The 20,704-nt window shown below is 64.0% G+C and carries 27 protein-coding genes and 1 tRNA gene; 20 read left to right on the top strand and 8 right to left on the bottom strand.

Annotation, left to right across the window (positions count from 1 at the left end; genetic code table 11):
* Positions 1-3: 3 nt before the first annotated feature.
* From AC6EKW_RS05140 to AC6EKW_RS05130, 3 genes are all read right to left on the bottom strand, one after another.
* Positions 4-1,581 (bottom strand): protein O-mannosyl-transferase family, encoded by a 1,578-nt coding sequence (locus AC6EKW_RS05140; RefSeq protein WP_498513825.1) that lies wholly within the window; start codon positions 1,579-1,581, stop codon positions 4-6.
* Entirely contained in the window at positions 1,578-3,131 is a 1,554-nt protein-coding gene (locus AC6EKW_RS05135) for a glycosyltransferase family 39 protein (RefSeq protein ID WP_498513824.1), read from the bottom strand. The genes AC6EKW_RS05140 and AC6EKW_RS05135 overlap by 4 nt, the downstream gene beginning before the upstream one ends.
* Positions 3,132-3,477: 346 nt before the next feature.
* Positions 3,478-4,515 (bottom strand): hypothetical protein, encoded by a 1,038-nt coding sequence (locus AC6EKW_RS05130; RefSeq protein ID WP_498513823.1) that lies wholly within the window; start codon positions 4,513-4,515, stop codon positions 3,478-3,480.
* 81 nt (positions 4,516-4,596) lie between these two features.
* Between AC6EKW_RS05130 and AC6EKW_RS05125 the strand changes: the two genes are divergently transcribed.
* The 7 genes from AC6EKW_RS05125 (at position 4,597) to AC6EKW_RS05095 (ending at position 8,758) form a co-directional block, all read left to right on the top strand.
* The gene (locus AC6EKW_RS05125; RefSeq protein ID WP_498513822.1) at positions 4,597-4,797 is read left to right on the top strand and encodes a helix-turn-helix domain-containing protein; all 201 of its coding nucleotides are present in this window, start codon (positions 4,597-4,599) and stop codon (positions 4,795-4,797) included.
* Between the two features lie 230 nt (positions 4,798-5,027).
* On the top strand, positions 5,028-6,962 hold the full coding sequence (locus AC6EKW_RS05120; RefSeq protein ID WP_498513821.1) for a phage NrS-1 polymerase family protein: 1,935 nt from the start codon (positions 5,028-5,030) through the stop codon (positions 6,960-6,962).
* A complete protein-coding gene (locus AC6EKW_RS05115; protein ID WP_498513877.1) occupies positions 6,962-7,369 on the top strand; it encodes a TubC N-terminal docking domain-related protein in 408 nt (135 codons plus the stop codon). The genes AC6EKW_RS05120 and AC6EKW_RS05115 overlap by 1 nt, the downstream gene beginning before the upstream one ends.
* 54 nt (positions 7,370-7,423) lie before the next feature.
* Positions 7,424-7,747, top strand: coding sequence for a hypothetical protein (locus tag AC6EKW_RS05110; RefSeq protein WP_273888839.1), 324 nt, complete (start codon positions 7,424-7,426; stop codon positions 7,745-7,747).
* Complete coding sequence (locus AC6EKW_RS05105; protein ID WP_498513820.1) at positions 7,729-8,058, top strand: hypothetical protein; 330 nt, start codon at positions 7,729-7,731, stop codon at positions 8,056-8,058. The genes AC6EKW_RS05110 and AC6EKW_RS05105 overlap by 19 nt, the downstream gene beginning before the upstream one ends.
* A gap of 254 nt (positions 8,059-8,312) precedes the next feature.
* Complete coding sequence (locus tag AC6EKW_RS05100; protein ID WP_273888837.1) at positions 8,313-8,528, top strand: type II toxin-antitoxin system HicB family antitoxin; 216 nt, start codon at positions 8,313-8,315, stop codon at positions 8,526-8,528.
* A gap of 5 nt (positions 8,529-8,533) precedes the next feature.
* Positions 8,534-8,758, top strand: a complete 225-nt coding sequence (locus AC6EKW_RS05095; protein ID WP_498513819.1) for a type II toxin-antitoxin system HicA family toxin — start codon at positions 8,534-8,536, stop codon at positions 8,756-8,758.
* A 243-nt stretch (positions 8,759-9,001) separates the two neighbouring features.
* Here the strand turns inward: AC6EKW_RS05095 and AC6EKW_RS05090 are convergent, their stop codons facing one another.
* On the bottom strand, positions 9,002-10,255 hold the full coding sequence (locus AC6EKW_RS05090) for an IS701 family transposase (protein ID WP_498513876.1): 1,254 nt from the start codon (positions 10,253-10,255) through the stop codon (positions 9,002-9,004).
* Positions 10,256-10,617: 362 nt separating this feature from the next.
* Between AC6EKW_RS05090 and AC6EKW_RS05085 the strand changes: the two genes are divergently transcribed.
* Genes AC6EKW_RS05085 through AC6EKW_RS05075 form a run of 3 tightly spaced genes read left to right on the top strand, consistent with a single transcriptional unit; the run spans position 10,618 to position 12,226 of the window.
* Positions 10,618-11,763, top strand: coding sequence for a tyrosine-type recombinase/integrase (locus AC6EKW_RS05085; protein WP_498513818.1), 1,146 nt, complete (start codon positions 10,618-10,620; stop codon positions 11,761-11,763).
* Between the two features lie 59 nt (positions 11,764-11,822).
* Positions 11,823-12,044 carry a type II toxin-antitoxin system HicB family antitoxin gene (locus tag AC6EKW_RS05080; protein WP_498513817.1) on the top strand — a complete coding sequence of 74 codons (222 nt, stop codon included), beginning with the start codon at positions 11,823-11,825 and terminating at the stop codon, positions 12,042-12,044.
* Positions 12,041-12,226 carry a type II toxin-antitoxin system HicA family toxin gene (locus tag AC6EKW_RS05075; RefSeq protein WP_498513816.1) on the top strand — a complete coding sequence of 62 codons (186 nt, stop codon included), beginning with the start codon at positions 12,041-12,043 and terminating at the stop codon, positions 12,224-12,226. The genes AC6EKW_RS05080 and AC6EKW_RS05075 overlap by 4 nt, the downstream gene beginning before the upstream one ends.
* A 107-nt stretch (positions 12,227-12,333) precedes the next feature.
* Here the strand turns inward: AC6EKW_RS05075 and AC6EKW_RS05070 are convergent.
* Positions 12,334-12,405, bottom strand: a tRNA-Val gene (locus tag AC6EKW_RS05070).
* A 137-nt stretch (positions 12,406-12,542) separates the two neighbouring features.
* On the opposite strand from AC6EKW_RS05070, the gene AC6EKW_RS05065 reads away from it, so the two are divergent.
* From AC6EKW_RS05065 to AC6EKW_RS05040, 6 genes are all read left to right on the top strand, one after another.
* Positions 12,543-12,938 carry a roadblock/LC7 domain-containing protein gene (locus tag AC6EKW_RS05065; RefSeq protein WP_498513815.1) on the top strand — a complete coding sequence of 132 codons (396 nt, stop codon included), beginning with the start codon at positions 12,543-12,545 and terminating at the stop codon, positions 12,936-12,938.
* The gene (locus AC6EKW_RS05060; protein WP_498513814.1) at positions 12,935-13,159 is read left to right on the top strand and encodes a hypothetical protein; all 225 of its coding nucleotides are present in this window, start codon (positions 12,935-12,937) and stop codon (positions 13,157-13,159) included. Before AC6EKW_RS05065 ends, AC6EKW_RS05060 begins: the two co-directional genes overlap by 4 nt.
* A 56-nt stretch (positions 13,160-13,215) precedes the next feature.
* Complete coding sequence (locus AC6EKW_RS05055) at positions 13,216-13,596, top strand: response regulator (protein WP_273887396.1); 381 nt, start codon at positions 13,216-13,218, stop codon at positions 13,594-13,596.
* A 16-nt stretch (positions 13,597-13,612) separates the two neighbouring features.
* Positions 13,613-14,260 carry a hypothetical protein gene (locus tag AC6EKW_RS05050; protein ID WP_273887398.1) on the top strand — a complete coding sequence of 216 codons (648 nt, stop codon included), beginning with the start codon at positions 13,613-13,615 and terminating at the stop codon, positions 14,258-14,260.
* A gap of 69 nt (positions 14,261-14,329) precedes the next feature.
* Positions 14,330-14,578: a hypothetical protein gene (locus tag AC6EKW_RS05045; protein WP_273887399.1), complete on the top strand. Its 249-nt coding sequence runs from the start codon at positions 14,330-14,332 to the stop codon at positions 14,576-14,578.
* A gap of 5 nt (positions 14,579-14,583) precedes the next feature.
* Positions 14,584-15,123 (top strand): GNAT family N-acetyltransferase, encoded by a 540-nt coding sequence (locus AC6EKW_RS05040; protein ID WP_420542032.1) that lies wholly within the window; start codon positions 14,584-14,586, stop codon positions 15,121-15,123.
* 7 nt (positions 15,124-15,130) lie between these two features.
* On the opposite strand, the gene AC6EKW_RS05035 is transcribed toward AC6EKW_RS05040, so the two are convergent.
* The gene (locus AC6EKW_RS05035; protein ID WP_273887401.1) at positions 15,131-16,282 is read right to left on the bottom strand and encodes an aminotransferase class V-fold PLP-dependent enzyme; all 1,152 of its coding nucleotides are present in this window, start codon (positions 16,280-16,282) and stop codon (positions 15,131-15,133) included.
* 182 nt (positions 16,283-16,464) lie between these two features.
* Between AC6EKW_RS05035 and AC6EKW_RS05030 the strand changes: the two genes are divergently transcribed.
* The 4 genes from AC6EKW_RS05030 to AC6EKW_RS05015 all read left to right on the top strand — a co-directional run bounded on the left by AC6EKW_RS05030 (position 16,465) and on the right by AC6EKW_RS05015 (position 18,697).
* Positions 16,465-17,007 (top strand): RNA polymerase sigma factor, encoded by a 543-nt coding sequence (locus AC6EKW_RS05030; protein WP_273887402.1) that lies wholly within the window; start codon positions 16,465-16,467, stop codon positions 17,005-17,007.
* Between the two features lie 49 nt (positions 17,008-17,056).
* Positions 17,057-17,773, top strand: a complete 717-nt coding sequence (locus AC6EKW_RS05025) for a methylated-DNA--[protein]-cysteine S-methyltransferase (RefSeq protein WP_273887403.1) — start codon at positions 17,057-17,059, stop codon at positions 17,771-17,773.
* Positions 17,774-17,913: 140 nt separating this feature from the next.
* A complete protein-coding gene (locus AC6EKW_RS05020; protein WP_273887404.1) occupies positions 17,914-18,270 on the top strand; it encodes a hypothetical protein in 357 nt (118 codons plus the stop codon).
* Positions 18,271-18,466: 196 nt separating this feature from the next.
* The gene (locus AC6EKW_RS05015) at positions 18,467-18,697 is read left to right on the top strand and encodes a hypothetical protein (RefSeq protein ID WP_273887405.1); all 231 of its coding nucleotides are present in this window, start codon (positions 18,467-18,469) and stop codon (positions 18,695-18,697) included.
* Here the strand turns inward: AC6EKW_RS05015 and AC6EKW_RS05010 are convergent.
* Entirely contained in the window at positions 18,694-18,990 is a 297-nt protein-coding gene (locus AC6EKW_RS05010; protein ID WP_498513813.1) for an ATP-dependent Clp protease adaptor ClpS, read from the bottom strand. The two genes, AC6EKW_RS05015 and AC6EKW_RS05010, sit on opposite strands and share 4 nt — an antisense overlap.
* A 57-nt stretch (positions 18,991-19,047) precedes the next feature.
* Complete coding sequence (locus tag AC6EKW_RS05005) at positions 19,048-20,643, bottom strand: AarF/UbiB family protein (protein WP_498513812.1); 1,596 nt, start codon at positions 20,641-20,643, stop codon at positions 19,048-19,050.
* Positions 20,644-20,704: the final 61 nt, after the last annotated feature.

The raw sequence follows: 20,704 nt of genomic DNA, 5'->3' as shown, positions 1-20,704 counted from the left end.
GGCTCAGCCTTCGGAGCGTACCCTGCAGGCGCGGGAGTGGTCGTCCAGGCGCACGGCCTGGTAGAATTCGCCGCCCGCGCAGGGGAGGAGCTTCATCCCGTAGGATTCGAAGGAGGATACGTACTCGTCCTCTGCTCCGTCCGGGAACTCGATGTATACCGGCCCCTTCCCTTCCTTCATCAGGTAACGTCTGGCCAGATCCCGCCACAGGTGCGCTTCGTACGTGCCGAGACGGTCCTCTTCGAGGAAGGGCGAGATTACCCGCACGTCTTTCCTCCTGTGCTCGATGAGTTGCATGTACCAGGCGCTCACGCCGTCGGTTATGAGCGTGGAGTGAAGGGGGAGCTCTGTGGAGAGGACCTCTATCTTCTTCTGTACTATGTGGTCTTTCGAGAGATTCACGGCATGGTAGGTGTGAGAGGCGGCCGTCGCAGCAGGGGCTACCGTCAGCAGCAGGACCAGAGCCGCCGGTGCCCACACGAACCTCCCGGCCGTGAGTCTGAACCGCCGCAACCCGTGCAGGAGGTCCGTGATCTTCGCCAGGCCCTCCGCGATGAGCAGGGCCGCGACCAGGTAGGTCTCTATGAAATAGACCCAGATGTCCGGGATGTCGTACTCCAGATCGAAGAGCAGCCACCCGCAGAAGAGCACCGCGAACATCGCGAGCACGGGACGATCCCGGCGGGCCAGGCTCAGCAGGCCGATCAGGGCGACGGGCAGGAGCCCCGGAGGGAACTGGTGCAGGAGGTGCGAGAGGTAGTACTCGAGACGCCCGGGGAGCTGTCCGGGGCCGAAGACGAACATCTGGGCCCGGAACGGTCCTCCGGTCATGAACGAGAGGATCTGCTGCGGCGTTGAGAGCGGGTAGGTGCTGAGTGGGGGATGAGAGGCAGCCCGCAGCGGGATGTAGAGGTAGGGGAGCAGGCCCAGGAAGAACAGGCCCGCTCCTCCGAGCCACAGCTTGAGGCTGCGCAGCCTCGTGCGGTCCGCCGAGTACACGAGCGCGAGCCCCGCGGGAAGCAGCATGCCGCTCGTCAGGTGGTTGGTCAGGGTGAGCCCCGAGAGCAGCGCGGCGGCGAGCAGGCTGCGATCCCGGCGTTTCCGGTGCCAGTGGAGCAGCGCGAGCAGCACCAGGGCTATGAGGAGGGCGTTCAGGGTATAGACCTCCGCGATCACGGCCTGGCTCCAGAAGGCCGGGCTCACCCCGAACAGCAGAGCCGCCGCGGCGGAGGCGAGGACGCGCCCGGTCAGCAGGTGCGCCACCAGGAAGAGGACGAAGATGGCCGCCGCCGCGTAGACCGCGGAGGCCAGGTTGATGCGGTAGGCCTCGTTCCCGAAGGGTAGATACGTGAAGAGCTTGCCGAGCAGCATGTACGTGGGATAGCCCGTTGGCAGGGGAATGCTGAGGTAGGGGATCCTGATCTGGAAGAGCCCGGAGTCCGCGAGCCCGTCGGCCAGGTTGCGCTGCAGGGGACCCGGGGCCAGCGTCTTCAGGTACAGGAAGAAAGGGATCATCGCGGCCAGCAGCCCCGGAAGCAACCGGTATGTGCCCTGGCGCAGGTTCTGATGGTGTTCCTTCATCTCGTGACGGATGCACCTCCCGCGTTCGATGTCTTGGAAGTGTGGCCGGGGACCCGGGTGCGGAAGACGTACACCTCCGGGCCTCCGTGTTTCCGGATCACCCTGGACTTCGAGAACTCGCCGGCCACGTGCACGCTCTCGTAGAGAGGGGACCCGCCGTAGAAGAGCTTCTCGTACAGGGGGGTGTAGAAGCTTCGGAGATAGGGGAGCAGGTGTGGGCTGTGACGACCGCGCGCATTGTTCAGGTAGACGAGGTACCGGTATCCTCCGTGGCGTACGATCCCGCGCAGGGCCCCGGGGGAGGTCCGGCAGACGTCGAGCGCCGTGCTCCCCACCGACGGGTGCCGCTTCAGGTAGTAGGAGAGGTCGGCGCTGGAGCAGTAGGCGAGCAGCGATCGGGGGTGGTTCTTGCTGGCGCGCACGGCATAGGAGACCGCCTCCCGCAGCTGTTGCTTCTGGGGGGCCGTGTAGTAGTGGACCCCGAAGATGAGCTCTCCCAGAAGCAGCCCCCCGAAACACAGCACCGCCGCCGGACGCACGAAGCTCCGTCCCGGTCCCGAGGTGATACGTACCAGCGCCCTCGCCACGAGCAGGTAGGCGGCGGGCAGCGATCCTATCAGGTTGCGCTCGGTGAGCAGCGAGGTGGAAGAGAGGGCGGAGAAGACGGAGGTGACCGTGAAGGGAACTAGCAGCCACGCCCCCAGCAGCGAGCCTTGCGGGGGGATTCTCCTTCTCTCCCCACGCTCCCACCACCCGAGCGGCAGGTAGCAGATGAGTCCCCAGCCGACGAGAGCGACGAGGAGCGACCCTCCGAAGGCGAAGGTCAGATACTGCGCGAAGAACCCCGCCTCCGGCTTGGGCATCCAGGAGACGGCTCCACGGTTGTTGGCGAACTGATGGGCGAGGAAGGGGAGCCAGGGTACGTAGGCGAGCGCGACCGGGACGTAGGGCACCAGCGCCCTGACCACCCGCCTGCGGGCGAGGACGAGGAGTGCGGTTCCTTCGAGGGCGACGAGCAGAAGTCCGAAGTAGTGTACGTAGGCGCAGAGGACGGCGCTGACCACATAACCCGCGGTGTCCGGGAGTGGGAGTTCGCCCTTCGTCCTCAGCTCCTGCAGCATCCCCCACCAGAAGTAGACGGTGAGGATGGAGAGGAAGAGCAGGAGCGAGTATGCCCTCGCCTCCTGACTGTAGTACACGGGTGCCCAGGACACCGCGGCGAGCAGCGCCGCCGCGAGCCCTTCCCGGTCGGAATAGAGGCGCCGTCCTAGCAGGAAGATGGCCGGCACCGAGAGTACCCCCGCTACCGCCGAGGGCAGCCTGAGCGCCCAGGCGCTCTCCCCGAAGATCTGACGGTCCAGGTACAAGAGCGCGTAGTAACCCGGCGGCTGGGTATCTACGTATGCGCCGCGCACCGCCTCGAGCACGCTGTGGCCGCTCAACCGCCAGCTCGAGAGCTCGTCCCCCCACAGCGACTGCGCCCCCAGGTGGTAGAAGCGCAGCCCGGTGGCCAAAACGATCACCGCGAGGAGCGCCGCCGGCGTCTTCATCCTCCCGAAGATGGTGCTCTCAGGCTCCGCGCCCGTTTCGAGAACCTCCTCCCGTTCGCTCGGCCTGAAACGTGAGACGACAACGCTGGCGTATACGAACCCGAACTCCGAGGGTTTCACCCGACCGAGTCGCGGAAGAAAGGCGGCGATGGATACGCCGTTGAGCGGAGACTTCCCGTTCCTGCCGTTCACAGGAACATGGAGAGTGGGCGATGCTGGGGTCGAACCAGCGACCTCTGCCGTGTGAAAGCGGTGCGGGAGTTTTCAGGAGATCTCTGCACTTTACAAAAGGCCTGCAAAAACGCGATATTTGCAGGCTACGGCTCTTCCTGAGTTTTCAGATTATTCACCCCGGTTGCTGCACGGTTGCTGCACCCCATCCTCCGGCCTCTTTCAGGTCGAAAAGCACCCGTGCACCGCTTGCGATCGTCAGGGAGGGGATCGGAGATGGAGCAGACCGAAGCTCCCGGAGGGCCTCTCTGTGCGCTTTGGCGAAACTCCGGTAACTCGCGTAACTCCAGTCCGGATTTCTCTCGTTCCACGATCGCAGTAGTTCTTCGTATGGAGGCCGGTTGCCGTTCTTGTCGGTGTGGCTCTCTACGAACTTCAAGACTTCCAGTCTTCGCAGCGAGAGGGGGCGGTAGTGCTTCCCGCGCACTTTTCGCTGTGCGTTGCGGTATACGCGCTCTACCGCTTCCGGCGGCACAGCAGGTGAGGCATCCAGGATTATCCGGCCCAAAACACGTCCGCCGTGACCGGGTTGAACTGAAGTTGCGCTCTTGTTGGTCAGCTCGTAAGTCACACGGATTTGGTTAACCCGGATCTGGTTCGCATGCGGAGGTTCGCCGGTGAGTATGAACCGCGCGGCAGCTTCTTCTTCCCAGCCGTACTCCTCTGCAAACCAGTTACAGACCTTACGAAGCTCGTGTGCAGCCCGGGCTACCCAGCTTGCGAGGTCGTCTTGGCCTTCTTCTGGGGACTTGTCCGCAGCCGCGATGAGCCGCATGACTTCCTCCGGGTGGTCGGATAGACCCGTTTCACGCAGGAGCGGCCGCAGGGGTGCCACGTCCCTCTCCGCCCACATCGCCTGGATCTCCGCCAGGCTCGTGGCATGACCATCCTCTATGGTTTCGATCTCCGCCGGGATGGTACGCTTTTTTATCTCCCCTCCACTCCCCGTCCCGCCGGGGTAAGCCCGAGTCAGCGCGTCTATCTCGTTGATGATGATCTCGACAGCCCTATCCCGGTCGTCCTGAAGGCAGGCATCTTCAACATAACCCCGCTTCCGCAGGTAGTCCCTTGTTGGCTCAGGAACTTTGCCATCACCCTTTTTCGAAGCCCTGAGTCGCTTCTCTACCAGTTCCCACAGCGCCTTTTCGTTCATGTGTCCATTTAATTTATATCTAATGGACACAGTATAAAGCACGCGCGTGCAGGAACACTCACGAAATTTTTAGGAGACTCCATGCTGAAAGAAAACATAGAGCAAGAGTGGATCAGCTACCCGGAAGCCGAGCGCTTCTCTGGACTCAGTCACACGACGCTCTGGAGATATGTTTCTTCTGGCGAGATCAAGAGCGCGCGTGTCGGGCGGAGTGTGCGGATTCATCTTCCGAGTTTGCGTGAGTTCATGGAAGAGCGTGTCGCAGAAAACTCGCGAAAGTGAAGAACGAAGCAAGCGGGGCGGGTGGTAGCCCCGCCCCGCGCTTTCGAGGACACGGGGTAATGATACCAGACGTACAAAGGAGGCAGTGGGTATGCTGGCGCTACGAGGAGCGCGACGGCAAAAAGACGAAGGTTCCTTACGCGCCTGTGACCGGCCGCCGGGCGAGCTCCAGAGACCCCTCCACGTGGGGTGGCTATGAGGAAGCCGTGCGGGCAGCAAAAGAGCGCGGCATGAGCGGAGTCGGCTTCGTGTTCACCGCCGAAGACGATCTCTGCGGCGTGGACTTGGACGGCTGCCTCGATCCCGAGACCGGGGAGATCGAGCGCTGGGTGCAAGAGATCGTCGAGGAGCTGGATTCCTACACTGAGATCTCTCCGTCGGGCACCGGCGTGCACATCCTGCTCCGGGCTCGGCTGCCTGAAGGCCGCAACCGCAAGGGCCGCTTCGAGGCCTACGACCGGGGCCGCTTCTTCACCGTCACGGGGCGCCACCTCTCAGGCACTCCGAAGACGATAGAAGAGCGTCAGGAAGCGCTGGAACGCGTCCTGGAGCGCATGTTCGGGGCGGAGAGCATGAACGGTAACAGAGAGCCCACGGCGGCTTCTGAGGGCGATTCTGGAAGTCTCCCGGACGCGGAGCTGGTGGAGCGTGCGGGGAGAGCGAAGAACGGCGAGAAGTTCCGGCGGCTGTGGGCGGGGGATACGAGCGACTACCGGTCTCCCTCTGAGGCGGACCTCGCTTTGTGTGGGATGCTGGCTTTCTGGACCGGAGGAGACGCCGCGAGGATAGATACGCTCTTCCGTCAGTCCGGACTCTACCGCGATAAGTGGGAGCGGGAGGATTACCGGGACCGGACCATTACCGAGGTCCTCAAAGGCAGGACGGAGTTCTACACGCCACAGAAGAGCATCGCACTCACGAACGGTCACCGGCGCGATTCTCTGCCCGAAGAGGTAGGCCAGCTTCTCTCCAGTGTCGAGCCGGAGCGTGTGGAGTGGCTTTGGCCGGGGCGGCTGGCGCTCGGCAAGATCGTGCTCGTGGACGGGGACCCGGGACTGGGCAAGAGCGCGATGGTGCTGGACCTCGCAGCGCGTGTTTCGGCCGGCGGGCGCTGGCCGGACGGCGCAGCGTGTGAGGCTGGCGGGGTGGTGCTGCTCTCTGCCGAGGATGGACTCGCCGACACGATCCGGCCGCGTCTGGACGCAGCCGGAGCGGACACGTCGAGGATACTCGCCCTCGCCACCGTGCCGGACGAGGAGGGTCGCGAGAGGATGCTCAGCATACCCGAGGACCTGGGGCTCATCGAGCGGGGTATCCGGCGCGTGGGAGCGCGTCTGGTGGTCGTGGACCCCTTGATGGCGTTTTTGTCGGGTGAGACCAACTCGCACAAGGATCAGGACGTGAGGCGTGCTCTTGCGCCCCTCGCTGCTCTCGCCGAGGGATGTGGAGTGTGTATGGTCGTGATCCGGCACCTGAACAAATCCGCCGCGCACAACCCGCTTTACCGGGGCGGCGGATCGATAGGGATCATCGGTGCGGCGCGGATGGCGTTCGTGGTCGGCAAGGACCCGCAAGACGAGAACCGCCGTGTGCTGGCAGCAACGAAGAACAACCTTGCTGCTGCGCCACAGAGCCTCGTGTTCTCCCTCGAGGAAGCTGAGAACGGCTCCGTGAGGGTCAGGTGGCTCGGATCCTCCGAGGTCTCTGCAAAAGACCTTCTCGCTCCAGCACGTGAGGAGCACGCGGATGCACGGGACGAAGCCGTCCTTTTCCTCCGGGAGATCCTCGCGGGTGGTCCCGTACCGGCCAAAAAAGTGATCGAAGAGGCGGACGGCGCAGGGATAGCGGAGAAGACCCTGCGCCGGGCAAAGAAAGAACTCGGCATCCTGGTGTATCGGGAGAACACCGAAGGAGAGAAACGCGGAGCCGGACGGTGGCTGTGGCGACTGCCGGAGATCAACGTTCAAGATGGCCAGGGCGGCCATCTTGAAGAGGGTGGCCATCTTGAACGAGAAATCCGAGAATCCCGCATAGATAAGCGGAATGTTCAAGATGGCCAGGGTGACCGCCTTGCACGACACGTTCAAGATGGCCAGGGCGGCCGTGTATCGGGGGTAGGTGGCCATCTTGATGAACAAAAGAGCCGTGTGCGGGGGCGCGTGTGATGGGTGTGCACGCGCTGCTCGAAGAGCTGGGAGCGCTCGGTGTCTCTCTCAGGGTGCATGGTGAGGATCTGGAGTACGAGGGGCCCGAGGAGGCCATCACGCCGCGGATCTTGGAGCGCCTGAGGGAGAACAAACACCGCCTGATCAGCATCATCTCCTGCGAGACCGAAGGGGGGCGCTACCGGCTTCTTCAGCGTGCGCTCTCCTACCTCGCCGGCCGCTACGTCGAGGGCGCGGATCTTTCCCTGCTCGACGCTTACGAAGAAGCAGTGGAGCAGCTATACGCTGATGGCACGCCGGAGGAGTTCTACCTTGCGGTGCAGAAATTCGTGCGTACCGCTGTCCGGGAGTTCGAGCGCACACGAGAGAGAGGAAGAGGCAAAGGAAGGGAGGAGGGCACTACCTAAATGGCCGTTTGCAGCTATATAAAGCCGGATGGACAGCGGTGTAAAGCACAACCTATGCGCGGGGAGAACTTCTGCTACGCGCACAATCCCGCCTACAGGGAGCGCAGGCTGGCGGCATCCCGCCGTGGAGGCAAACTCGGAGGCCGGGGACGTCCTCGCCGGGAGATTCAGGACGTCAAAGCGCGTTTGCGCCTGCTCGCAGACCTCGTGGAGCGTGGCACGTTCGACCCGCGGAGCGCGGCCGTGGTCGCGCAGATCTGGAACACCTACCTGCGCGCCATCGAGACCGAGCGCAAGGTCAAAGAGACCGAGGAGTTCGAGGCCCGCATCGCGGCGCTCGAGCAGCAGGGAGGCTATGGATGGACAAGGACCAGCTGATAAGGCGACTCAGAGCGCTCGAGCGCCGCAGGCAGACGTACCGCATCCCTCCTGTGAAGGAGGCGATCCACAAGGAGCTTCGCAATGCACAGGCGCGCTGGCGGGGTGAGGAGGAAGAGCCATGGACGAGTGAGGAGCTCGAGGCCCGCGCCGAGGCCTCGCGGTGGGTGCTGGGCTCGGTCATCCCGAAGTACCGCAACGAGTCGGGGTGGCGGGGCGAGGAGGCGCAGCGTCTCCTCAGTAAGTGGGTGAAAGAAGTCAAAGAACGTGTAGAGGAATATGAGAGGAGCGCACATGACGCTCAGGGATAGGCTCGGGCGCCTGGAGCGTGAGCTCGGAAGCACACCGCGTACGTGCCCGGTGTGCGGCAGACGACTCACCGGTGAGGTGATCGTCCGCCTTGCCGGCGACGATGAAGACTACTGCCCTCTATGCACGGTTCCCGTCACGCTGAAGCTCGGAGACAAAAAGATCGATGATCAGGCTCCCCAATGAGAGAGGAAAGAGGGGCTTCGACGTCTCGCATTGAGCTACAATATGAAACGTGGAGAAACGCTCGGAAACAATGAGAAGGTTCGCGGTAGCCATACACCCAGACCCCGAGGATGGCGGCTTTGTCGCCTCCATACCCTCTCTCCCCGGCGTCTACGGGCAGGGAGAGACCGAAGAGGAGGCGCTCGAAGACGTCAAAGCCGCCCTCGAATTCACTCTGGAGAGTATGGCCGAACGCGGGGAGGAGCTCCCTGCCGGAGATGAGATCGTCCGCGAGCTGGCAGTCTAGAAGCCTTGCCGCCGCTTCCACAGCTCTCCGGCGATGAGGCGGTAAAAGCATTCGAGAAGCTCGGCTATGAGAGGGTGAGGCAAAAAGGATCCCACATCCGTCTCGTCTCCAACGAGCCCGGGAGAAAACCACTCACCGTGCCGCGAAAGAAGGAACTCAAGCGGGGTATGCTCCGCTCCCTGATCCGGGACGCCGGGATCTCCGTCGAGGAGTTCATAGAGCTTCTGTAGACGACGCCGTAGGCCCTCGAGCACGCGCCCGGTAGAAAGGGGCTATCTCCTCTAATACTACAGTTGTAGTTCATGTTGTAGTTCATGCCGTAGACGCACCCCTCCGCTTGTAATGGCAGCGCCTGGCTACAGCCTGATGATGAAGACGCCATTGCGACCAAGAGAGCACTTCTTCCCAGCGCGGCGGTCGTCGGCCCAGCACCAACCGCCACAGCAGCTTACGCACTTCGGAGACCGTCAACTCTACGAGAGACCTCGCTTTCTCTTGAAGGCCAGCAGGCTGTCGGTGCCCTCCGGTTTCGGAGCCCCCTTTTCCTGTGATGATTCGATGTCTATCCCTTTGGCCCGGATGACGGCGAGAAAAGCATGTGCGAAGAGGGCAAGGGTTATGTGTCGGTACCATCCATGCCAGCTTCTTACCTCGTAGTGGGAGAGGCCCACCTCCCCCTTGGCCTCTTCGAAGCCGATCTCCACCCGCCAGCGCATGCCGGCCACTTTTGCAAGCTCTTCGAGCGTCGTACCCTCGGGAGCGAAGACCGTGTAGGCGGTCAGTTCGTCCGGATCTTCGATGGAGCGGCGCACAAGTAGCCATCTCTCGAATCCTTCTTGCATGGGAGGGTTTAGCGGGAGTCTCAGCCAGTCGTAGAGGCGCGGGCCTTTGGAACCTTCTCCGACCGACAGAGGCTTGAAGCCTTCCCCGGACACCAGATCTCCCTGGCGCAAGGCTTCGAGTACCACGCTTATGCGATGCTGGTAGAAACCGGCCCACACGTAGGCTTTGCCCGAGAGGGCCAAAACGTAGGGCTGCTTGTGCTCCTCGAGAAACATCCCAAGACGCCTCGTGTCCCCATAGACACTGTCAGCTACCACCCACGCTGCATTCACGCCCGCACCAAGAGCCCTACCTAGCATCTCTTTGGCAAGCTGGGGCTTGGTGCGCATCACGATCTCTTGTGGTACCCCAGCTTGTTCGCGGCGCTCTCTATCCTCGGCCCACTCCTCGGGCAGATACAACTCCCGGTCGATGAAAGCCTGGCCCCTACGGGAGGCATAGCACAAAAACACCCCAACCTGGCAGTTTTCCGTCTTGCCGGCCGTTCCGGTGTACTGGCGCTTGACCCCAACGCTTTTATCTCCCTTCTTGATAAAGCCCGTCTCATCGACGATAAGAACACCCTCATCGTCGCCCAGGTGCTCGAGTACGTATTCTCTGAGATCGTCACGTACGAGATCGGCATCCCAGTTGGCTCGACCCAGCAAGTGCTGGAGGCCGTAGGGTGTAGCATCACCCGCCACCTCGGCCAACTGCCAGGAGTTCTTGCGCTCTACTTCGGAGAGCAACCCCAGCAGGTAGGATCGTGCTCGCTCGCGCAGTTCGGAGCGGGCGAAGCGGGGGGCGATCCGCTCGCCGAGCGCGTCCAACTCCTCAGTCCACGAGCGCACCGTCTTTCGATCCACCGTCTGTGGCACCACATCCTCCTTCGTTAAAGGGAACATGATGCCAGACCATCCTATACTATCTACAACTGTAGTACTAAGTACCTCTTTATCTTCTGACTCCCTAATCTTATCAAATAACACTTGATTAATCAATAGATACTTGATAGAATCCTGGAAAATCCGGTAAACTGCGGCGATGGTCAAGGAGGCTGATCTGAATAAGGTGGAGGTGCCGGAGCAGTTCGAGGTCCTGGATGCGGAGGCGCTGGCCCGGCGTCTGGGATTGAGGAGGCAAACGGTACAGGCCTACATGGCTCGTGGCTGGTGGCATCTGGTTCCTCGTCCGAACCGGAAGCTGGCCATGGGACCGATCTGGTACGAACAAAGCGTCAGGGAGTGGGAAAGGAGCAGGGGCAAAGATGGGTAAGCGCGGCAACGGGGAGGGTTCTATCTACCCCGTCAGGGACAGAAGCGGCAGGGTAAAAGGCTACCGCGGGGCCTACTTCGTGCACACGGCGGAGGGGCCCAAGAGGCGCTACGTCTCCGGTAAGACCCGCAAGGATGTTTCCGAGAAACTCGCCAAAGCCCTCAGCCAGCGTGCAGATGGTCTCCTCTTCGATGCTGGCGCCATGACGGTCGGGGAATATCTGGAGCGGTGGCTCGAGGACGTGGAAGGCACGGTGCGCCGGAGCACCTTCGAGAGGTACGGATATGCCGTACGGCCCCATATAAAGCCCGCGCTTGGCAAGATGAAACTCAAAGATCTCACCCCGGCACACCTGCGCTGGTTCTACCGGGAGCGGCTGGACTCTGGACTCAGTGCCGCCACGGTGCACAAGCTGCACGTCGTCTTGCACAAGGCGCTCTCCCAGGCCGTCTCCGATGGTCTCATACCCCGCAACGTGGCCTCCGGGATGAAGCTGCCCAAGGTCCACCGGGAAGAGATCAACCCCCTGACAGAAGAGGAGGCCCGCCGCCTTTTGGAAGCCGCCCGTGGAGACAGGCTGGAAGCCCTCTACGTGCTCGCCCTCTCCACCGGGATGCGCATGGGCGAGCTTCTGGCCCTCAAGTGGGAGGATGTAGACCTGGAGCGCGGCCTGTTGCATGTCCGGTGCACCCTCACCCAGGCGAACGGATCCTTCATCCTTGGGGAGACAAAGACAAAGAAGAGCCGGCGCACCATCCGGCTCACGTCCGGTGCCGCCTCAGCGCTCAGGGCCCACCTCTCCCGCCAGCTGGAGGAGATGGAGCGGATGGGGGCCCTCTACGAGCCCGGCGGGCTCGTCTTCGCCACGGAAGTAGGCACCATCATCAGCCCCTCCAACCTGCGTAACCGCTCCTTTGCCCGGCTCCTGAAACGCGCCGGGCTGGCGAACCGGGGAGTGAGGTTCCACGATCTCAGGCACACGTGCGCCACGCTTCTTCTCTCGAAGGACGTCAACCCCAAGATCGTCTCCGAGATGCTCGGGCATTCCTCCATCAGCATCACCCTGGACATCTACTCCCACCTTCTGCCGGATATGCAGGAGAAGGCCGCAAAAGCCCTCGAAGAGGCGCTCGGCTGACCATCTCCTTGCGCTACAATGAACGGCGAGAAACCATGAGAAACGACAGGGAAACAAAGATGCACGGGACTTTCACGGCCATATTCGAGCGCGGGGAAGACGGATGGTGGGTCGCCACCTGCCCGGAGGTCCCCGGCGCCATCACCCAGGGGGAGACCATCGAGGAGGCCCGCGAGAATCTCAAGGAGGCCATAGAGCTCGTGCTGGAGGTCATGCGGGAGGATGCCGAGCGTGAACTTGAGGGCAAGGAAGGCGTGATCCGCGAGACCCTGGAAGTTTGAAGCGCCGCGCGCTCATCAAGCACCTTTCCGAGCACGGCTGCATCTTGAGAAGAGAAGGGACCCGGCACTCCATCTACCAGAACCCCCGCACGGGCAAGCGTACCAGCGTCCCGCGCCACACGGAGATAGACAACCTCACGGCGCGCAAGATCTGTGAGCAGTTGGGGATCCCGGCCCCCTGAGATCATTCTCCGCGTTGCTGCACGGTTGCTGCACAGAGGCCCCGGTTCGAACCGGGGCCTCTGTGCCGTTCGCTGAATTTTTCCTGCAAATCAGCGCCTTTACAGAGTGGGCGATGCTGGGGTCGAACCAGCGACCTCTGCCGTGTGAAGGCAGCGCTCTCCCGCTGAGCTAATCGCCCCTTGGACCGTGAAAATATACCATCCGAAGGTGCTTTTGTTAAGCTCGCGCAGAGCCCCGTGTGCCGGATACGGGGTACGGCGCGGAGATATAATGCCCCGGATCCCTTGAATCTGCGGCGGGAAGGAGCGTGAGACGATGGAGAGAGGAGAGGGTCCGGAATCCGGGAGCCTGGAGCAGGTCGTAGAGGGGCTGCGCTCGCTCTCCGGAGAGGTGGAGTCGTGCGCCGTGCTCTCACCGGGAGGTGAGCTTCTCTACTCTTCCCACCGGGAGGGAGTTGAGCGTGAGAGGATCGAGGCGGTGCTGCAGGCACTCTCCGGAGCTGTGGAGGACGCGGCGCGGCGCCACGGCAAAGAGCGGGCCGAGCAGGTCAGGATCAGGACAGAGCTGGGGTGTCTGCTCATGGTGTCGCTCGAGAATGGTGGAGCCCTGTTCGCGACCACCTCTCCTCAGGCCCGCACCGGGCTCGTGCTCTACGACATGCGCAGCATCAGAGGGGAGTTGGTGAAGGCGATGAGAGGAGGCCGGGGTTGAGCGGTCGGAGGGGACTGAGGTTGCTGCTCGCCGGCGCGCTGGCCGGCGGCGCCCTGGTCGGGCTGGCGGCGATCGGGAGGCTCCGATCGAAGGGCGAGGTCGCCGGGGAGGAGGTCGAGATCACCTTCGAGGACGGCACGACGTATCTCCCGGACCCAGGCTCCCCGGAGAGCCGGGAGCTGGCCGGTATGGCCGACAGGGTGTTGGAGGTCGGGGTCTGACGAGCCGGCCGGTGGAGCTTACAGGCGCTCGCTACAGGTGTACAATCTCGGACATTATGGCTACCATAGTGCTCGCTGACGACGATCCCGAGGTGCTCGAGATGGGGGCCGAGGCCCTCGAGGATGCTGGGTTCAAGGTCGTCAAGGCCCCCGACGGACAGAGGGCCCTGCAGGAGGCTCTGGGCCGCAGGGTGGACCTCGTCGTGATGGACGTCTCCATGCCCCAGGTTGGCGGACTTGAAGTCTGTCACTGCCTCAAGGCCATGCCGAAGACCGCGAGGATACCGGTCGTCCTCACGGCCGCGAAGAAGGACCCCGCGGCGAAGGCCATCTCCGAGAGGACGCACGGGTCGGTGCGCATCCTGCGCAAGCCGTTCTCGGCGGAGCAGCTCGTCGAGACCGTGCGCGGGCTGGTTCGTCCCAAACTGCTGCTCTGATCATCCCGCCACTGCCGTGGAATTCGGACGGGAACTCTCGCTGGACGAACTTCCCTACCCCCCGCTCTTCAGGCTCGTCGGGCGGCACGGTGAGGAGGTGTTCGCCGAGACGGAGGTCGGCGGCAGGCCTGCCAGGGTGGGGGCGCTCTTCTCCGGGAGGGATCTCGCGGGGGATTTCGCCGCCTGTGCGCGGGGCAGCGAGCTCGATGCCTTCGCCGGGCTCTGGCCGGAGCCTCTCGAAGGGTGGGGGGAGGTAGAAGAGTATGCCTCGGCCGGGGAGGATTATCTGCTGGTCGTCACGGAGGCGGGGGCCGGCATCTTCTTCGCCGAAGACGTTCTGCACCTCGTGGCGGAGAGGAGAGCCGAGCTGCCTTTCCCGCTGTACGTGCTCACCGACGAGGAGGGCGTATCCCCGCTCGTCTCGGTACAGAGCGGGGGGCGGGACGTGCTCGTGGCCGCCCTCTTCAGCTCTCCCGAGAAGGCTCTGGGGTTCCGGGAGCGGGTGCCCCGGCTCGAGCTGCCGGAGTACGTGGGAAAGATCCAAAACCCCGAAGGACTCTCCCGGCATGCCATGATAGCCCGCCGGGCGGGGGCCGACTACGCGGTGGTGGATCCCGAGGGCGGCTCTTCGGAGGCCATACCCATCGAGGAGCTGATCACCTGATGCCGACGAAGGTGTTGTACTCTGTGGTTTCGGTGGAGGTGTGTTCCCTACGCTCCGGAGGAGGTACGCTTGGAAAACAGACGCTTCAGTGAGAGGGCCTCGCAGGGGCCGCGCGAGGACGTTCCGGACCTCTCCCGCGCGCTGGCTCGTAACAGCTTCGTGACCATCACGGCCAAGCTCGGCAACGACGTGGCGGGCTTCATCTGCGACCGGGACGCCTCCGGGATACTCATCGACGTTCGGGATCCGAGTGGGGACCCGATCGGGTATCAGTTCTTGCCCTGGGGCAGCATCGAGCGTGTGACCATCGAGCCGTGACCCGGATGCCCCCGTTGCTCGAGACGGAGCGTCTGATCCTGCGTCCGATGACCCTCGAAGACGCACGGGACGTCTTCCTCTACGCTTCGGACCCGGAGGTGACCCGCCACGTCATGTGGGAGACGCACCGCTCACCCGAGGACTCCAGACGGTTTCTGCAGCAGGTGGTGGAGGGGTACACGAGGGGAGAGCTTCTGTGGGGCGTGGTCCTCCGCGAGGAACGCAGGCTCGTCGGCTCCTGCGGATACGGTGGCTCCTGGGTGCGGGAGCACCGCCGGGCCGAGATAGGGTATGTCCTCTCCCGGGATTGCTGGGGGAAAGGATACATGACCGAGGCGGTGCTCGAGATGATCCGCTACGGCTTCGAGCACATGGGCCTCAACCGCGTCATCGCCCGGTGCTTCGCCGAGAATAGGGCTTCAGAACGCGTGATGCAGAAGGCCGGGATGACATTCGAGGGCACCCAGCGGGAGCACGTCTTCGTGAAGGGAGCGTACCGGGACCTGAAGCTCTACTCGATGTTGCGCGGGGAGTTTTCGTTTTAGCCGGAGCTCATACGGACCTCGCCCGGGTATGCTCCTCAAGGACCGAGAAGAGGAGCGAGATATCCTCCCCGGTGTTGTAGAGATGCGGGGAGATGCGCAGGGAGTCTCCCCGCACGCTGACGTGCACCCCGCGTGAGGCGAGCTGTGCCGGGAGATCCTCCGGGATGGGCGGTTCGAGCCTTATCCCGAGCATGTGCGGGGCGCGAAGGGCCGAGGGCGTGGGCTCCATGCCGCGCTCGACGGCCTCTTCCTCGATGAGGGCCGTGATGGAGGCCAGCGTCTCCGCGATGTTTCCGACCCCCCAGGAGAGGATCTGGCGCAGCGCCTCCGCGACCATCGGCAGCAGGACGAAGTTGCTCCTCTCACCAGCGTCGTAGCGCCGGGCGCCGGGCTGGAAGTCGTCCCGGTAGTCGACCAGGTGCGAGAACCGTTCGCTGCCCGCACGGTTGATCCAGTTGTGCTCTATCGGGGTGCCGGAGCGATACTCCTCAGAGACCCACAGAAAGCCCACCCCGTAGGGGCCGAGCAGCCACTTGTACGAGGCAGTGGCGAGGAAGGCCGGACGCACCTCCTTCACGTCGAAGGGCATGGCTCCCAGGGACTGGATGCCGTCCACCACCAGGGCCGCCCCGACGGAGCGTGCTTCTCCCCCGACCTTCGCGAGGTTCAGCAGGGTGCCGTCGGTCCAGTGGCAGTTGGTCGCCACGACCACGGCCGTGCTCTCGTCGATCTCTTCCAGGACGGCCGGCGTCCATTCCCCGTTCGGGGGGCGACGTACGACCGACAGGCGGGCACCTTTTCGCCGGGCGAGCTCCCTCCAGCAGTAGTAGCTCGAAGGGAATTCCTCCTCGAGCACCACGATCTTCTCTCCCCTTTCGACCGGGACGTTCGCCGCCGCGACGGCCATCCCGTAGCTCACGGAGGGGACGATCGCTACCCCATCCGGGTCTCCGCCTATGAGGCGGGCGAATAGCGAGCGTACCTCCTCGCAGCCGGTGAAGTAGTCCGGCGGGGTTATCTGCCAGGGGTGGGAGGTACGCTCCAGCGCTTCCTCCGCGGCCCTGCGGGCGGCGCGCAGGGTGGGCGCCATGTACGCGCAGTTCAGGTAGGCCACCCCCTCTGGGATGTCGAAGAGGTCTCTCTGCGGGCTAATCTTCATCCGCTCTCCTCCTTCTCTCTCTAACCGAGCGTTCGGAGCATGCGTCCTGCTGAGATCATAACGCCGCCCAGTACGGCCGGGCATACGAGCGGCTCCTGGCCATACTGGACGTGAGTTGCCATAACCTTCCGGAGGGAAGATTGGTATGGTGGCTGAAACTTTTCGTGGTCGCGGGGTGTTCTATGGGTGTGGGAAAGAACGGAACAGCGGACCCTCTCGCCGCCCGGCTCGCCGCCGGCGACCCCTCGGCCCCCGGCGAGCTCGTCCGCAGACACTACGTGGAGCTCTACCGCTACGCCGCCTTCCTTTTGGGCCCCGGGGAGGCGGAGGATGCCGTGCAGGAGTGCTTCGCTCGCGCTTTCGTGGCGCTCGGACGCTATTCGGAGGGCAGGATCCGGGCTCTCGCGCTTCGTCCCTGGCTCTACCGCATCCTGCTCAACGTCTCGCGCAACCACCGCCGGGACGGACGCCGGGAGATCGCGGTGGCGGAGATGCCCGAGCGTGAGGACGGGTGGCGCGGGCCTGCCCGCGAGGAAGTGATGGACGTGCTCGACGCGCTGGCCTCCCTCCCCGAACGCCAGCGGACGGCCGTGACGCTCCGCTACCTCCAGGGGCTTTCCTACGCGGAGCTCTCGGAGGCGACCGGATGGCCCGTGAATACCTGCAAGACGCTCGTGCGGCGGGGGAAGACCCGCCTTGCGACCAGACTGAGGAGCGAGGTGTAGACCGATGGAATACGAGGCTGAGATTCGTACACGATTCGGGCGATTGGGTGTGGTTTTCTCACCCCCCCTGGACGCCGGTGACGTGGTTGAGAGCATCCTCGAATCCGGGACGGACGCGCTTCTCCTCTGCCCGTCCCCTGTTGGTGAGGTCTTCGTCGGGTTGGGAAGGGGCGGGGTGCGTCTCGTGCGCCGGGCCGACGTCCCCGCGGAGGAGTTCGCCGCCTGCTACCGGCGGCGCTTCGGGAGACTGCTGCGGTGGGCCGACGATGCACGGCTTGGGCGGATGGTCTCCGCGGCCCTCGCCGGAGAAGGGGTGGTCCCCGTGGACATCTCGCATACCACCTCCTTCCAGCGGCGGGTGCTCGAGGTGGTGAGCGGGATCCCCCGCGGCGAGGTGCGTCCCTACTCCTGGGTGGCCCGGGAGGCGGGTAGCCCGCGGGCCACCCGCGCGGTCGGAAACGTCATGGCCTCCAACCCGGTACCGCTCATCATCCCGTGCCACCGGGTGGTGAGAAACGACGGCAGCACCGGGAACTACGCCTTCGGCTCTCCGATCAAGGTGCGCCTTCTCGAGGACGAAGGCGTCCCGGTCTCGGAGATATCCCGGACCCCCTACGTCGCCACGCCCACCACCGGCGTCTTCTGCCACGCGACCTGCCACCACGCCCGCCGCATAAAACCGGAGAACCGCAGGCCCTTCCGCTCGGCGCAGGAGGCGGTCGCCGCCGGGTACCGGCCGTGCCGGGTGTGCCGCCCGGCAGTGTGATCTCCGAAGGCCGCGAACGACTCCCTCCAGGGCACCTTCCTCGGAGGTGTTAGTTATAATCGTTTCGATGGTCGCGATCGGCCAGGAGGTACGTACGGAGACATAAGTGGTGGGTATCGGAGGGTGGGGACGGAGGTCCCATGTCTGCTCGTGTCGAACGGTCCGGGAGTTCCGAGGCGGAGAGATTTATCTCGGCGCTCGAGGACGAGTTCGAGCTCATGATGATCTGGAGGCGTGAGGAGAAACTGGTCCTCGAGCGAGCGATGCTGGCTTTGGAGCGGGAGCTGGTGCGGGAGGAGAGAGGAACACTGCCCGGGGGTAAGATGCGCTGGCTGAAGTCGCCGCGTCGCTACTGGCGGGCGCTGAGGCGGGAGATGTGTCTGCTGTTCGGGATGTGGGTGTTGGAGAGCCGCCTTAGCTGGTGTCGGGAGGTCGCCTCCGAGATAGAGTTCGGTTTGCGTCTGAAGGGTATACGGGTGAGTGGAACGCCGCGGTAGCGCGCCCAGATAGATTCCTTGCCGGGCTTTGCGGGGCTGCTCTGCTCGGGGTGTTGCTGGCGTTTTCTTCCTGCACCGGTGTGGCCCAGGGTGAGTTTTCACAGAAGCGGGCCCGAACAACGTTAAATTCTATTGACACGGACGCTGGACGAGGGGTTGAATACGCCCCGTGGAGACGCAGCCGGGGAGGTGGCAGATGGACGGAGCTGAGAACAGGCGGGTATCATCGGCGGCCATCCGGGAGAGCATGGCCTACCGCAGCGGATGGAAGGACGGCCGGTTCGGCATGCCCGTGCTCTCGCTCGAGAGCAGCTACATGATCTGGTCCGACCTCGAACGTCTGGCGTACTACCGGGGACACCGCGAGGGTCGAAGGGTACGTCAGATGCTCGGCGCCGGCGTCCAGACCATACAGGAGACGGCCTAGGAAGACCTCTCTACCGTGGCCGTCAGGCCCTGACCCTGCAGCCGTTCCGCGTATAGCTCGGCGAGCTCGCGGTGACAGCTCTTCACGACGGCGCGTCCCGTAGTGTGAGCCTCCCACATGATCCGGGTCGCCTTTTTGAGGGTCATGCCCGGTATCGTACGGCGCAAGATGACGACGACCCGCGGCATCGAGTTCACCCAGTCGTTGTGCAGCACGACGTTCCAGGGCGGATCGGGGCGGGGCCTGCTCTGGGAGACGGGTCTCCGGCGTGTTTTGGTGGCTTCTCGTGGCATCTCAGGATAATTGTTCCCCGGCAGGCGGCGTCCGGACATCGGCCTCGCGGCCCATTTTCAGAGCCTGCCGGAACGGATTATCCCGACGAGGAGGGCCAGCCCCAGGACCGCGGCTACCGCGAACCCGGCCAACCCGAAGACGCTCATCCCCAGGAAGTGTGCTCCTCCTCTGACGAAGATCCCGATGACCGAGGAACTCACCACGAGCGCTGCGATGAGCAGGGCGAAGACCAGCCGGTTGGCCAGGATGTCCACCTTCGAGATAAGGTCTTCGACACCCTCGTGGTTGAAGCGCACCTCGACCTCACCGTCCTTGAGTTCTGTGAGCACCGCGTGGATCTGACGCGGGTAATCCGCGTAGGTCTCCGGTTGGAGCAGTTTTCTCGCCGTGCGGGATGCGACTTCCCGGGGATCGCGGGAGCGTGAGATCATCTCCCGGGCGGCCTCAGAGAAATCTCCCATCGCGGTGTAGCTCTCGTCTTTTTCCCTGACGAGCGATTCCGCCGCGACGAGGGAACGGAAGAGCAGGACCAGCTCGAGCGGCACCTTCACCCCTCCCTGCCGCGCGGTCTCCAGCCCCCGCGCGACGACCTCGGAGAGGGTACGCTCCCGCCAGAATGGCCCGCCGAGCGATCCCATCGTATCCCTGAGCTCTCGTCGCAGGGTGGCGTCGTCCTCCGGGGCGGTGCAGCCCGCGGAGGGGAGCGCCCGCAACGTCGCCTCGACGTCGTCCCTGCTTATGGCGTCGAGCAACTCTGCCAGTCCTCTCAGGCGTTCCGGGTCCACGGAGAGAAACTCCGTGGGATCGGCCACCCATATCCCGCCCTCCCCGGCGAACAGTCGTTCGGCGCGGAGGTCGGCCGGGAAGAGCCCCTCGAAGAGCGCCAGCCGGATGATGTATCGGGTGACGGCGCGCAGCTCTCCGGCATCCGGCGGGTGTGGGTCCTGCGGGAAGGCGAAGGTCGCGAGCCGGGCAGAGCAGTAGCCTTTGTAGGAGGTGGGTACCACCACACCTGGTTGCTCGAAGGCCCGCATCCGATGGACGTTGCGCACGGCGGCGTACATGTCCCTGCGCTGGGTGGTGTGGGCGATGAACTCCACCACCTCCTCCGACGGGTCGAGCGGCAGACGGTTTGCGGTGCGGCGGCGTACCAGCTCCGCCACCGGACGCATCGTCAGCAGCTCTCTCCTTATGCCAGGACGGTTCACGACGACCAGCGCGTGGTGGCCTCCCGGGAGGACGGCGCGGTGTGACTGGGTGAATACCCCCGTGCGCAGAGGGTGTTCATCGAAGCTTACGAAGAGCCGCTCCAGATCGTTGTCCAGTTCCCGCTCGATCAGCCTCCGTACTGACTCGAAGCGTACTGGTTTCGGGACCGAAGTCGCACGCTCGAGCTCCCGTGTCACCCCGGGCGGTATCCTGTCGCGTCGGGCCGCGAGGAAGCGACCGAGCTCGCAGAAGGTGGGACCCAGCTCTTCGAAGGCCAGCCTCAGGCGCGTACCGACCCGCGCGGGATCCACCCGCTTGCGTCGGCTGGTCAGCCTCCGGGCGAAGATGAAGCCGAACCCGTAGCGGGCTCCGACGCGTGCCACGTGCGCCACCCGGGAGGCCGGGCTCTCTGCCGGGTGCGGCTTCTGGTTTCCCCTGGCCATGCAAGAAGCATATCAGCCGCGGGGGAAATGTCGGGCGGTGTCTCTTTGATAGAATGCCCGC

It is taken from the genome of Rubrobacter sp. M3-4 (assembly GCF_059772285.1).
The sequence above is the reverse complement of the archived record's forward strand: the minus strand, read 5'-3'. Positions and strand labels throughout refer to the sequence as shown.

What these genes read in the sequence shown, in the direction of transcription:
- AC6EKW_RS05140 (WP_498513825.1), bottom strand. Translation starts at nt 1,581, where the DNA reads ATGAAGGAACACCATCAGAACCTGCGCCAGGGCACATACCGGTTGCTT.
- AC6EKW_RS05135 (WP_498513824.1), bottom strand. Translation starts at nt 3,131, where the DNA reads ATGAAGACGCCGGCGGCGCTCCTCGCGGTGATCGTTTTGGCCACCGGG.
- AC6EKW_RS05130 (WP_498513823.1), bottom strand. Translation starts at nt 4,515, where the DNA reads ATGAACGAAAAGGCGCTGTGGGAACTGGTAGAGAAGCGACTCAGGGCT.
- AC6EKW_RS05125 (WP_498513822.1), top strand. Translation starts at nt 4,597, where the DNA reads ATGCTGAAAGAAAACATAGAGCAAGAGTGGATCAGCTACCCGGAAGCC.
- AC6EKW_RS05120 (WP_498513821.1), top strand. Translation starts at nt 5,028, where the DNA reads ATGAGCGGAGTCGGCTTCGTGTTCACCGCCGAAGACGATCTCTGCGGC.
- AC6EKW_RS05115 (WP_498513877.1), top strand. Translation starts at nt 6,962, where the DNA reads ATGGGTGTGCACGCGCTGCTCGAAGAGCTGGGAGCGCTCGGTGTCTCT.
- AC6EKW_RS05110 (WP_273888839.1), top strand. Translation starts at nt 7,424, where the DNA reads ATGCGCGGGGAGAACTTCTGCTACGCGCACAATCCCGCCTACAGGGAG.
- AC6EKW_RS05105 (WP_498513820.1), top strand. Translation starts at nt 7,729, where the DNA reads ATGGACAAGGACCAGCTGATAAGGCGACTCAGAGCGCTCGAGCGCCGC.
- AC6EKW_RS05100 (WP_273888837.1), top strand. Translation starts at nt 8,313, where the DNA reads ATGAGAAGGTTCGCGGTAGCCATACACCCAGACCCCGAGGATGGCGGC.
- AC6EKW_RS05090 (WP_498513876.1), bottom strand. Translation starts at nt 10,255, where the DNA reads ATGTTCCCTTTAACGAAGGAGGATGTGGTGCCACAGACGGTGGATCGA.
- AC6EKW_RS05085 (WP_498513818.1), top strand. Translation starts at nt 10,618, where the DNA reads ATGGGTAAGCGCGGCAACGGGGAGGGTTCTATCTACCCCGTCAGGGAC.
- AC6EKW_RS05080 (WP_498513817.1), top strand. Translation starts at nt 11,823, where the DNA reads ATGCACGGGACTTTCACGGCCATATTCGAGCGCGGGGAAGACGGATGG.
- AC6EKW_RS05065 (WP_498513815.1), top strand. Translation starts at nt 12,543, where the DNA reads ATGGAGAGAGGAGAGGGTCCGGAATCCGGGAGCCTGGAGCAGGTCGTA.
- AC6EKW_RS05055 (WP_273887396.1), top strand. Translation starts at nt 13,216, where the DNA reads ATGGCTACCATAGTGCTCGCTGACGACGATCCCGAGGTGCTCGAGATG.
- AC6EKW_RS05040 (WP_420542032.1), top strand. Translation starts at nt 14,584, where the DNA reads ATGCCCCCGTTGCTCGAGACGGAGCGTCTGATCCTGCGTCCGATGACC.
- AC6EKW_RS05035 (WP_273887401.1), bottom strand. Translation starts at nt 16,282, where the DNA reads ATGAAGATTAGCCCGCAGAGAGACCTCTTCGACATCCCAGAGGGGGTG.
- AC6EKW_RS05030 (WP_273887402.1), top strand. Translation starts at nt 16,465, where the DNA reads ATGGGTGTGGGAAAGAACGGAACAGCGGACCCTCTCGCCGCCCGGCTC.
- AC6EKW_RS05020 (WP_273887404.1), top strand. Translation starts at nt 17,914, where the DNA reads ATGTCTGCTCGTGTCGAACGGTCCGGGAGTTCCGAGGCGGAGAGATTT.
- AC6EKW_RS05015 (WP_273887405.1), top strand. Translation starts at nt 18,467, where the DNA reads ATGGACGGAGCTGAGAACAGGCGGGTATCATCGGCGGCCATCCGGGAG.
- AC6EKW_RS05010 (WP_498513813.1), bottom strand. Translation starts at nt 18,990, where the DNA reads ATGCCACGAGAAGCCACCAAAACACGCCGGAGACCCGTCTCCCAGAGC.
- AC6EKW_RS05005 (WP_498513812.1), bottom strand. Translation starts at nt 20,643, where the DNA reads ATGGCCAGGGGAAACCAGAAGCCGCACCCGGCAGAGAGCCCGGCCTCC.